Source organism: Domibacillus aminovorans (assembly GCF_001643235.1).
Taxonomy (GTDB): domain Bacteria; phylum Bacillota; class Bacilli; order Bacillales; family Domibacillaceae; genus Domibacillus; species Domibacillus aminovorans.
In genome coordinates this window covers 38,387-50,241 of record NZ_LQWY01000003.1, presented here as the reverse complement: position 1 = coordinate 50,241, position 11,855 = coordinate 38,387, and the positions used below count along the sequence as shown (strand labels likewise).

At 41.9% G+C, this 11,855-nt stretch carries 11 protein-coding genes; 4 read left to right on the top strand and 7 right to left on the bottom strand.

The features are described from left to right. Positions 1 to 195 precede the first annotated feature (195 nt). The 5 genes from mscL to parE form a co-directional block, all read right to left on the bottom strand. Positions 196 to 576 (bottom strand): large conductance mechanosensitive channel protein MscL, encoded by a 381-nt coding sequence (mscL, locus tag AWH49_RS01460; protein WP_034284848.1) that lies wholly within the window; start codon positions 574 to 576, stop codon positions 196 to 198. 98 nt (positions 577 to 674) lie between these two features. Next, positions 675 to 818 carry a hypothetical protein gene (locus AWH49_RS19820; RefSeq protein ID WP_169815960.1) on the bottom strand — a complete coding sequence of 48 codons (144 nt, stop codon included), beginning with the start codon at positions 816 to 818 and terminating at the stop codon, positions 675 to 677. A 10-nt stretch (positions 819 to 828) separates the two neighbouring features. Next, positions 829 to 2,277, bottom strand: coding sequence for a PAS domain-containing sensor histidine kinase (locus AWH49_RS01455; RefSeq protein ID WP_063964431.1), 1,449 nt, complete (start codon positions 2,275 to 2,277; stop codon positions 829 to 831). Positions 2,278 to 2,526: 249 nt separating this feature from the next. After that, positions 2,527 to 4,950 carry a DNA topoisomerase IV subunit A gene (parC, locus tag AWH49_RS01450; RefSeq protein WP_063964430.1) on the bottom strand — a complete coding sequence of 808 codons (2,424 nt, stop codon included), beginning with the start codon at positions 4,948 to 4,950 and terminating at the stop codon, positions 2,527 to 2,529. 3 nt (positions 4,951 to 4,953) lie between these two features. Further along, a complete protein-coding gene (gene parE, locus AWH49_RS01445; RefSeq protein ID WP_063964429.1) occupies positions 4,954 to 6,930 on the bottom strand; it encodes a DNA topoisomerase IV subunit B in 1,977 nt (658 codons plus the stop codon). Positions 6,931 to 7,158: 228 nt separating this feature from the next. On the opposite strand from parE, the gene plsY reads away from it, so the two are divergent. After that, the gene (gene plsY / locus AWH49_RS01440) at positions 7,159 to 7,761 is read left to right on the top strand and encodes a glycerol-3-phosphate 1-O-acyltransferase PlsY (protein WP_094777129.1); all 603 of its coding nucleotides are present in this window, start codon (positions 7,159 to 7,161) and stop codon (positions 7,759 to 7,761) included. A 106-nt stretch (positions 7,762 to 7,867) separates the two neighbouring features. Next, a complete protein-coding gene (locus tag AWH49_RS01435; RefSeq protein ID WP_034284858.1) occupies positions 7,868 to 8,161 on the top strand; it encodes a HesB/YadR/YfhF family protein in 294 nt (97 codons plus the stop codon). Position 8,162: 1 nt separating this feature from the next. Here AWH49_RS01435 and AWH49_RS01430 read toward each other — a convergent pair whose 3' ends face one another. Further along, on the bottom strand, positions 8,163 to 8,420 hold the full coding sequence (locus tag AWH49_RS01430; protein WP_082862630.1) for a hypothetical protein: 258 nt from the start codon (positions 8,418 to 8,420) through the stop codon (positions 8,163 to 8,165). 33 nt (positions 8,421 to 8,453) lie between these two features. Beyond that, positions 8,454 to 8,876: an acyl-CoA thioesterase gene (locus tag AWH49_RS01425; protein ID WP_018392834.1), complete on the bottom strand. Its 423-nt coding sequence runs from the start codon at positions 8,874 to 8,876 to the stop codon at positions 8,454 to 8,456. Between the two features lie 118 nt (positions 8,877 to 8,994). Here AWH49_RS01425 and AWH49_RS01420 point away from each other — a divergent pair, with 118 nt between their 5' ends. Together AWH49_RS01420 and ggt are read left to right on the top strand one after the other, a co-directional pair. After that, complete coding sequence (locus AWH49_RS01420) at positions 8,995 to 10,128, top strand: M20 family metallopeptidase (protein WP_082862629.1); 1,134 nt, start codon at positions 8,995 to 8,997, stop codon at positions 10,126 to 10,128. Positions 10,129 to 10,148: 20 nt separating this feature from the next. Further along, entirely contained in the window at positions 10,149 to 11,831 is a 1,683-nt protein-coding gene (gene ggt / locus AWH49_RS01415) for a gamma-glutamyltransferase (RefSeq protein ID WP_082862628.1), read from the top strand. The last annotated feature ends 24 nt before the right edge of the window (positions 11,832 to 11,855 follow it).

The window sequence follows — 11,855 nt, the reverse complement described above, 5'->3', positions numbered from 1 at the left end:
TTTTTTGATAGAAACTTGTTTTTGTAAACAACTTTATCGCCCCAAGTAAATCTCCTTGTTCCCCCTGTTCTAATCCGCTTCTAAAATGACTGAGCGTTCAATTGTAACACACGTGGATTAAATGCGCACGAAAATTAGTTCGCTTTTACAAAGGTTTCATAAAAAAAGATGCCAGGCGGCTGCCCGGACATCTTTTTATAGCTGTTTTGTTTGTAATAAGTCGCGGATTTCAGTTAACAGCTCTTCTTCTTTCGTTAAAGAAGGAGGCGCTTCTTCGACTTTTTTCTCACGAATGTAAATTTTATTAAAGAGTTTAATAAATAGGAAAATAGAAAAGGCTATAATCACAAAATCAACAATCGTTTGAATAAACAGTCCGTACTTTACGACTGCATCGCCAACGGTAATTGATAAATTGGAGAAATCAATTCCGCCAAGCAAAAGACCAATAAGCGGCATAATGATGTCACTAACAAGTGACGCCACAATTTTACCGAACGCTGCACCTAGAATAACTCCGACCGCAAGATCAATAACGTTCCCGCGCATCGCAAACTCTTTAAATTCTTTAATCATAATCTTCACCTCTCATTCTTTTGTCTACTTCAATATATCACCATTTCAAAGTGGTGAAACCTATTTTTCGACAAAAGAATGAATTGAGTGAAAAAAACTTACTCTTCTTTTTTCAACCGCTCTCTTTCTCCTAAACGCCGGTTCAATTTTTGTTCTGATTTAAATAAGCGGATAAATAGCGTCACGAAAAAAACCGGAATGGCGTAAATGAATAGATGAATGAAAAAAGCAATAATCTGCACGATATTCACCTCAAGTTTCCTTGTTTACAGGTAATGTGATCGTTGCTTTCGTTCCTTTTCCTTCTTCACTTGTAAAAGACAAATTGCCGTTGTGATGAGCAATCATTTTCATGCTGACCATCAGACCGAGTCCCGTTCCTTTTTCTTTATTTGAATAAAATGCTTCTCCAAGGCGTGGAATAGCCTCTTTTGGAATACCTACTCCTTGATCAATGATATGGATGAGGACAGACTCCTGTACACATGTTGCTGAAACGACCACACAGCCGCCATCAGACATCGCTTCCATGCCGTTCTTTATCAAGTTAATCATGACCTGTTTAATTTGCTTTGGTTCCGCCTCAATCAATGGCAGCGAACCTTCTATATCCATTTTAATTTCAATATCTTTTAAAGACGCTTCCGCACGCATAAATGTGACGACTTCATCGATTAGGGCATGCAAATTGACTGCATTCATTTTTTTCGTTTTCTGCGGCTTTGCAAGCATTAAAAATTCGTTCATAATAAACTCAACCCGGGCGAGTTCCGATAAAATAATTTCACTATAAGGATTGAACGTTTCTTGCTGCCAGAGTTGCACGAATCCTTTAATGGCTGTCATTGGATTACGAATCTCATGGGCAATACCCGCTGCCAGCTGGCCAATTGCTCCGAGCGTATCGGCATTGTGAATAAGCTCCTCTTTTTCTTTTAATTCCGTGATGTCTTCAGAAACACTAATCACACGTACAGGTTCATCCTGATTATTATACACGACATTCTGGCGAGAGCGGATCCAGCGAATACAGCCATCAGCTCGAATAATCTGATAATCGAACGTGCCTTCGGGGTGGTGTAGTTGTCTAATAAACATATCTCTGTCCTCTAGACAAACAGTTTCAATAAGTGATAAAGGGTTTTTATAAATCGTTTCTCTCTTGATTCCCCATATTTCTTCAAATGCTTCGCTTATATATAATATTTCGATATCTCCAACGGTATATATGCAAAACATTTCTCTTATATTTTCGCTCATTTCTATCATCCGCTGCTCTATTTCCCGTAGACGGGTACACATCATATGTTGATCATGTATGTCTTTCATAAATATGGACAGTCCTGTTGGCTGAGGAAACACACATATTTCAAAGTACCGGCTATACATTTTAGAAAAAATCTCAAATTTCATCACCTGCCGTGTCGCGGCGACTTCTTGCAGATTCCGCTCATATAAACTACCGCTCCACTCTGGAAATACACTCCATATATTCTTCCCGATCAATGCTCCACTATCAACACCAAGTAGTGATTCATACTGCTCGTTTATATATGTTAATCCCCATTCATCATCAACAAATAAAACTCCTTCTGCCACATGTCCACAAATCTCTTCAAACTGATTGTCCTTTACGTGCGTAAAACGATTGGCAGATCGTAATTCCTGCTTCTGACATTCTAATTTTAAAAGTTTGTCCACTGACCGTGTATTCCCCTTTCTTTCTACAAAAAAGTCAAGACACTGTGCCTATTTAGTAACTTCATTTCGGCATATTTATAGAAAATCCCTCTTCTCTCACCCTAAATTATGCAAATGTCTTCGTTTATATTATTTATTTGGTTGTTTTTTAAATATATTATTTTGAATTTTGTACATAATGTATTTAGTAACCAAATAACTGATTATCATAAAAAAGCTTTGCATCATGCTGACGCAAAGCTTTTTTTATTAATCTGCTGTCTTTTCCGACAAAAGAAGACGCTGAACCATTCCCTGTTCTTTTTCATCAACAACAAAAGAACCATTTGAATAACGATCTACTTTTTTAAATGACTGTACGTGTATCTCAATATCTTCCCCTTTTTTCGTTCTCAACAAATATGCATGATGTTCATCAATGAGAGCGGCACCGACGATACGATGCGGATTGCTTTTCAGTTCTCTTAACAACACTACACCGCGTTTCACCCTTGTCGTCCGTTCAAATTGGTCAAATCCACTCCGTTTCACCGCACCCCGATTTGTCACAACGACAAACTGCGCGTGATCTCCATCCGGAGAGGCAATGGCCGCAATGGCATAATCGTCTTCTTTTAAACTTAGACCTTTCACCCCGGCAGCACGGGGGCCGACAACTGGTACTTCTTCTTCTCCAAAGCGGACGCCATAGCCAAAATGCGTGATGAGCATTACATCGGAACGGCCATCTGTCATCACAACTGTACATATTTCATCATCGTCTTTTACATTCATCGCCATCAGCGGGCGCGAGTAGCGCTGTACTTTAAATTGAGACAGCCCTGTTCGTTTCACCATGCCTGTTTTTGTTGTAAAAAGCATATAGTTCTGTTTTGTAAAATCTTGGACAGGATAAACGGCTATGATGGATTCGTCTTTCAACCCGTTTACGAGACCTGCAGCATGCTGACCAGTGTCTTTCCAGCGAATATCTGGCAACTCATGCACTGGTAAATACAAATAGCTGCCTTTGCTTGTGAATACAAGAAGAACATCGGTCGTGTTCATCTCTTGTTTAAATAAAAGACCATCTGATTCTTTCATTGCCGGAAGCCCTCCGGATGCCGTATATGACCGGATGCCCGTCCGCTTAATATATCCTTCACGCGTGACAGACACAATGACTTCTTCGCTCGTAATCATTGCTTCACGATCAATTTTTATTTCCTGAATTTTTTCTTCAATGCTTGTGCGCCGCTCTGTTGCATACGTTTTTTTCAATTCTTTCAATTCCCGTTTAACTACTAATACAAGTTTATTCCCACTCGCTAAAATAGCTTCAAGCTGCTCAATTGTTTTTTCAAGCTCTGCCGATTCTTTTTCAAGGGCGGTAATATCCGTATTCGTTAACCGGTATAGCTGTAATGTAACAATGGCTTCCGCCTGCGCTTCTGTAAAAGCAAATTCCGCTACAAGACGGTTTTTTGCATCTTGTTTATCTTTAGATGCACGAATGCAAGCGATCACTTCATCTAGAATCGACAAAGCTTTCATTAAGCCCGCTACAATGTGATGACGCGCTTTTGCCTTTTCAAGATCATATATAGACCGGTTTGTCACGACTTCTTTCCGATGTTCGATATACGCATCGAGCATGCGGTTCAGCCCCATTAAAATAGGGCGTTTATTGTAAATCGCCACCATATTGAAATTGTACGCAACCTGTAAATCCGTTGCTTTGTACAAATAGTTTAACGTAAGTTCAGCATCAGCTTCTTTTTTCAAATCAATAACGATTCGAAGTCCCGTCCGGTCCGTTTCATCACGCACTTCCGAAATCCCATCAAGCTTTCGATCAATGCGGAGTTCATCCATTTTTTTCACGAGTGATGCTTTATTCACTTCGTATGGAATTTCCGTCACAACGATGCGCTGACGGCCGCCGCGAACGTCTTCAATTTCTGCACGGCTGCGGATGACAATTTTGCCTTTGCCTGTTTTATACGCTTTTTCAATACCGTCAACGCCTTGGATAATACCACCCGTTGGAAAATCAGGGCCTGGAATAACAGTCATCAACTGTTCAACCGTACAATCCGGCTGTTCCATCCGCATAATAGCTGCGTCGATTACTTCATCGAGGCGATGCGGTGGAATTTCTGTCGCATACCCGGCTGAAATTCCTGTTGATCCATTGACAAGCAAATTTGGAAATCTCGCGGGAAGTACAACCGGCTCGCTCGTCGATTCATCGAAGTTTGGAATGAAATCAACGGTCTGTTTTTCGATATCGGTTAACAGTTCACCCGCAATAGCGGACAATCTCGTTTCGGTATAGCGCATGGCTGCAGGCGGATCGCCATCTACAGAGCCATTATTTCCATGCATTTCAATGAGCGGCGTCCGTATTTTCCAGTGCTGACTAAGACGGACCATCGCGTCATAGACGGACGAGTCGCCATGAGGATGGTAGTTACCAATGACATTCCCAACCGTTTTGGCGGCTTTCCGGAACGGTTTTTGATGCGTATTTCCTTCTGTATGCATCGAAAATAAAATACGGCGCTGTACTGGTTTTAATCCGTCACGTGCATCAGGCAGCGCACGCTCTTGAATAATGTATTTACTGTACCGCCCGAATCGGTCACCAACGACGTCTTCAAGCGGTAAATCTTGAATGTTTTCCTTTTCCATTAATTATTCCTCCCTGATACCGGACAACTGATCATTTTCTAAGAGCACTGCTTCTTCTTCAAGTCCAAATGCAACATTTGACTCGATCCATTTTCTGCGTGGCTCAACTTTATCCCCCATTAAAACCATAATACGGCGCTCTGCACGGGCGATGTCGTCAATCGTTACCCGGATCAGCGTCCTCGTTTCTGGATTCATTGTCGTATCCCAGAGCTGATCAGCATTCATCTCACCAAGACCTTTATAGCGCTGAATCGTCGTCCCTTTGCCCATTTTCTTCAGCTTAGAATCAAGTTCACGTTCTGTCCAAACATATTCTGCAACTTCTTTTTTGCCGGTGCCTTTGCTTACTTTAAATAATGGCGGCATCGCAATAAATACTTTTCCACTGTCAATGAGCGGCTTCATATATCGGTAGAAAAAGGTTAAAAGGAGCACTTGAATATGCGCACCATCTGTATCGGCATCCGTCATAATAATCACTTTATTGTAATTTGCATCTTCTACAGCAAAATCCGGTCCTACACCGGCGCCGACTGCATGAATAATTGTATTAATTTCTTCATTTTTAAAAATATCAGCAAGTTTTGCTTTCTCGGTATTAATGACTTTCCCTCTAAGCGGCAAAACAGCCTGAAAACGGCGGTCCCGTCCTTGTTTCGCCGAACCGCCCGCCGAGTCTCCTTCGACAAGATATAGTTCATTTTTTTCTGGATTGCGCGACTGTGCCGGTGTCAGTTTTCCAGATAAAATGGATTCGCCTTTTTTACGTTTTTTTCCGCTTCTGGCATCTTCACGTGCTTTTCGGGCTGCTTCACGCGCTTGTGCCGCTTTTACTGCTTTTTTTATGAGAAGTGTACTGACTTCCGGGTTTTCCTCTAATAAATAAAGAAGCTTTTCCGATACGATTTGATCAACTGCCGAGCGCGCTTCTCCTGTGCCAAGCTTTCCTTTTGTCTGCCCTTCAAACTGAAGCATGTTTTCCGGTACACGGACTGATACAATAGCTGTCAGCCCTTCACGAATATCCGTTCCTTCTAAATTTTTATCTTTTTCTTTTAACAGACTGCTTTTCCGTGCATATTCATTAAATGTGCGCGTTATCGCTGCACGTGCCCCAGCTTCATGTGTTCCCCCGTCTTTCGTCCGGACATTATTGACAAATGACAGAACATTCTCTGAAAAACCGTCATTAAATTGAAACGCAAATTCCGCTTCAATGTTATTTTGTGTGCCGAAAAAAGACGCAACGGGATGAAGAGCGTCTTTTTCTTCGTTCAAGTATTTGACGAATTCTTCAATGCCGTTTTCATAGTAATATTCTTCTACTTGTTCCTGGTCCTTCCGTTTATCTTCAAGCGTTATTTTTAATCCTTTTAATAAAAACGCCGACTCTCGCAACCGTTCGCCGAGTGTATCAAATTGATACACAGTCGTCGAGAATATAGTCGGATCCGGTTTAAAATGAAGTTCTGTTCCAGTCGTTTTTGCTTTACCTTTTTTCTCAAGTGTCGTGGCGGGCTTTCCACCATCTTGAAAATGCTGTTCATATCGGAAGCCGTCACGCCATATAGTAACAGTCAATGTCTCAGATAAAGCATTTACAACCGATGCACCTACACCGTGCAATCCACCGCTTGTTTTATAGCCACCCTGACCAAATTTCCCACCCGCATGAAGAACCGTCAAAATGACTTCTGTTGTCGGTTTCCCTGTGCGATGCATCCCAGTCGGCATACCGCGGCCATAGTCACGCACGCTGATCGAATTATCTTCATGGATTGTAACATTGATTTCTTTACCATGTCCGCCGAGTGCTTCATCGACCGAGTTGTCTACAATTTCATAAACAAGATGGTGCAGACCTCTCCCATCCGTCGAACCTATATACATTCCCGGGCGCTTCCGGACTGCTTCAAGTCCTTCAAGCACCTGAATGGATTCATCATTGTATACTGGTTGTTGCTTTGAATCCGCCATAAAATTTCCCTCTCTTTCTAAAAAACCGCACAATGAAACGTATGTTCCTAACTATCATATCATACTTGTCAATCATTCACCAATATCATCTGTATTTCGTTAAAAGAGTACGTCACTTTTAAGAGAGAATCAACCGAAATATTTTTCCCGCCGCATCACCCGTCATGGTAAAATGATGAATGAACGTTATTCAAATGATTATACATTATGAAAAGGGAGATTGAGAAATTGATTCAAGCACTTATTTTAATTATCGCTTATTTACTCGGTTCAATCCCGTCTGGACTCATTGCCGGCAAAGTCTTTTTCGGTCTTGATATACGTGAGCATGGCAGCGGTAACCTTGGCGCGACTAATTCATTTCGTGTTCTCGGCAAAAAAGCAGGTACAGTCGTCACTGCTGTCGATATTTTAAAAGGAACAGTCGCCACATTGCTGCCCATCTGGTTCGATGCAGGCTTTCATCCGCTGATCGCTGGACTTGTTGCGGTTATCGGGCACATGTTTCCTATTTTTGCCGGTTTTCGCGGCGGTAAAGCCGTGGCGACGTCGGCTGGTGTTCTACTTGCCTACAGCCCGCTTGTCTTTTTATTTTTAGTTGCGATTTTTGTTATTGTCCTTTTACTAACAAAATACGTGTCTCTTGCTTCTGTATTGGCAGCTACAGTCGCATTCATCTATGCGATCATTCATACAATTTATACGAATGATCTCCCATTTCTCGCAGCGATTACAGCTATATTCTTTTTCGTCCTTTTCCGCCATCGGGCCAACATTGTCCGCCTTAAAAATAAAACAGAACCGAAAGCAAGTTTTGGTAAAAAAAATTGAAACAAGCGGTTTAACGTTATCGCGTTAAGCCGCTTGCTTTGTGTTTTATTTTGACTGTACATTATTCCGTGCTACACTAAGAAAAAAGGATTGGAGTTAATTCGGCATGAATATTCAATTGAACAATCTAGCAAAAAAATGGTTTGAAGAAGAAATGTATGCAGCTAAAGGGGACTTTATCCGTTTTTACGTACGCTATGGGGGATCCAGTCCTCTGCATGACGGGTTTTCACTTGGCGTTTCGAAAGAAGAACCGATTGAAGCTGCTGTGACAGCAAAGCACGGCGGCGTCACCTATTTTGTTGAAGATAAGGATCTATGGTATTTTGACGGGCATCATCTAGTCGTCGAGTTTGATGAACAATTAGACGAACCAACTTATAAATACATACGCGATTGATCTATTCCAGTTGAAATTTTCGAATATGATCGTCTAATCTTTCATGTTTTAAAATAAATAGCTGTTTTTCACCGAGTAAGTCAAAATGCGCCCTAGATGAGGTACCTATATCAATCCATTTCGGCGTCAATCCGTATATATATCCCCATTCCACCAGTCTGCCTACATAAATACAGCCTGCTTTCGTTACGGTACGGTAATGCGGGAACCGCTCATCGTACCAGTAATGTGTTAAAAATGCAATATGACCGGTTTCCATTTTCCACATCCACCCGTTTAAGTCCAAATGTCATTAAACTGGTTTTTTTTCCTGTTCATATACATGATGCCATTCTGGAAATTCTTTTTTAAATTTCACCGGCCGGAATGTAGCTTTGTTAACAATCGTATGAACGCTTGAACCTAACACACACACATTGCCTTTTTCATTCACAATCTCATATCCGTACGTCGTGCGGATACCACTGTGTGCCTCAATCCACGTCCGTACCGTCGCTGTTTCTCCGTAGCGAAATGGCTGTTTATAGGATAAGCGAATATCGACAACAGGCGAAACAAAACCTTTTTTTTCCATGTCTGCATAATTGAAACCAAGATCTTTAATTAAACGTGTGCGGCCAATCTCAAACCAAACGACATACTGGCCGTGGTAAACGACTTGCATTGCATCTGTATCCGCATAGCGAACTTCTACCTCTGTTTCTGAAATAAACAATATAAAAACTCCTTTATCTCACTTGCACCTCTATTTATTTTACCATGTTTTCCGCTAACGTTTATCTTTTTTGTCTTTTCGGGTATAGGTAAAGATCAGCCGCAAGGAGGAATTTATTTTGATTACGTATTTGAAAAACGAAAAAGAGAACATGATTGCACTTCTTGAAAAACTCGTCAATACAGACAGCCATTCTTACAATAAACAAGACGTCGATAAAATAGGTTCGATTCTTCAAAAAGAGTTTGAAAACGCCGGTATGAAAGTGGATGTACATAGAGAAAAAGAATTCGGGAATCATTTAAGTATTGCATCACCCAATGCGAAAAGGCCTGGCATTTTAATCATCGCCCATATGGATACCGTATTTCCAGACGGTGAAGCAGAGAAACGGCCATTTGAAATTATCGGAGACAGAGCGTATGGACCTGGTGTAAACGATGAAAAAGCCAGCCACGTTCAAGTTTTATATGCGATGAAAGCATTGAAAAATGCGGGATTAACCTGTTTCCATAACGTTCATATTATCTTCAACAGCGATGAGGAAGTTGGATCCCCCTCTTCAAAATCACTTATAAAAGAAGCAGCAGAAGGAAAAGACTACAGTCTCATCGTTGAGTGTGGACGGCCAAACGAAGGTGTCATCACAGCACGAAAAGGCGTCGGACGATTTAAGATGAGCGTAACCGGTAAAAGTGCCCATGCGGGTGTAGAGCCCGAAATCGGTCGAAGTGCTATTGAAGAAATCGCATATAAAGTGATTAAATTGCAGGAGCTAAATGATCTTGAAAACGGGCTGACGGTCAATGTCGGCTTAATTAGCGGCGGAATATCTGCGAATACTGTTTCACCCGACGCAGAAGCAGTCATTGATGTACGCGTTCAAAGCAAAGAACAGGCAACAGACACCGTAAAAGAGATTTATGCGATTGCGGAAGAAGAGATCGTGCAAGGGACCGATACGAAAGTGTCGGGCGAGATCTCAAGACCACCGATGGAAATGACGAAAGAATCGCAAAAGCTGCTGGATCGTGTGAAAGAAATAGGTAAAGAAATTGGGCTCGATATTCACGGTGAGTCAACAGGAGGTGCATCAGATGCCTCTTTCACTGCAAGTGTTGGCATACCGACGATTGACGGGCTTGGACCGGTCGGCGAATTTTCCCATAGCGAAACAGATGAATATACAGTAGTTGATTCACTAATTGAACGAACAACTCTTCTTGCCAAAACAATTGAGCGTTTGTCTTAAATAGAGACGGAGGAACCATCATGACAATGGAACATATATGGGCCAATCAAAAAGAAGCATCACATAGACAGAAGGCGCGTGGAAAAAATGGCATGACAGCCAGCGCAACAGAAGAAGCATCTCAAATCGGAGCGGATGTTTTGTCAAATGGCGGAAATGCAATGGATGCACTTGCTGCAATGCAGTTTGCTCTTGCAGTAGCAGAACCGTTCAACACCGGGCTTGCCGCAAGTGGATTTATTATGTACTACGATGCGAAAAGGCAAAAAACATTTGTTGTTAACGGGCATTCCATCGCCCCAAATAAAGCACATAAAAATGTCTTTGTTGACGAGCATCAAGACATCATATCATTTATCGAGCGATCGACGCCTGGGACAGCTGTAGCAGTACCCGGTATTTTAAAAGGGTTTGAAAAAGCGCTGGAAGAGTTCGGTACGATGAATTGGGCAGACGTAATGACGCCGGCAGTCAAGTTGTCTGAAGAAGGTGTTCGCGTCAACTTAACGTGGAATACCGGCCTTGAACGATTCAGTGATCGGCTTGGCGAAGAAGCCCGCACTTTTTTCTTTCCAGATGGTGTACCACTGACAGAAGGAGAAGTGGTCGTAAATGAGCAGTTGACGAAAACATTGAAATTAGTGCAAGAAAAAGGAACGGATGCTTTTTATAAAGGTGAAATTGCAGATGCACTCGTTAAAACGGTCCAATCTTTTGATGGATTTATTGAAAAAGAGGATTTGGAGAAATATGAAGCAACAGTGTCTGAAGCGATGACCGGTACTTACGAAGATTATACGATCGCTGTCCCTTCTCCACCAAATGGTGGCGGCTTTTCGCTTCTCTATATGTTGAAACTGCTAGAAAAGCTGAATATCGCACAATATGACGTTCATTCGTGGGAAAAATATTATATGATCGCTGAAGTGCTGCGTATCATGACCGCCGATAAACTCGCTTTTATGGGCGACCCCGCGTTTTATGATATCCCCCTTGAAGGGCTTCTCCATAATGATTATTTGACGAAACGAATGGAACTGCTTAACTTTGAATTCCGCAATGATTCGATAACAGAAGGGAATCCGTGGGACTATGATAAAGTAAAACAGCCGCATCATCAAAAATCAAATAAAAAAGAACCCGGATCAGAGACGACACATTTCATCGCTGTTGATCGGGATGGCAATATTGCCACATGTACGTCTTCTCTCGAGCACTTTTTCGGTTCCGGTATTATGGTGCCAGGTTATGGATTTTTACTAAATAATGATATGACTGATTTTGATCCAGATCCTGCTGGTATTAACTCTGTCGAACCCGGCAAATACCCGGTCAGCATGAAAACACCGACCATTGTATTTAAAGATGGGGAGCCTGTCCTAACACTCGGTTCACCGGGCGGCCCGACTATTCCTGCATCAGTCTTGCAAACGATGATCCATATTCTTGACTACGGAATGGATGTAAAAGATGCTATTGAAGAGCCGCGCATTTATAATGGGACCGGACCGCTTATCTGGCATGAAGAAGGGATTCCAGAAAAAGCAAAGCGAAAGCTGGAGCAGATGAATTACCAGTTCGATAACATTGCACTTTCCATTGGCAATGTGCAGGCCGTATTATTAAACCCCAAAACAGGGGAATTATTTGGTGGCAGTGATTCTTCACGCCCTGGTATTCCAGTTGCCGTAAATCCATTTTAATATAAAAGGGATCCCGTTTATGTA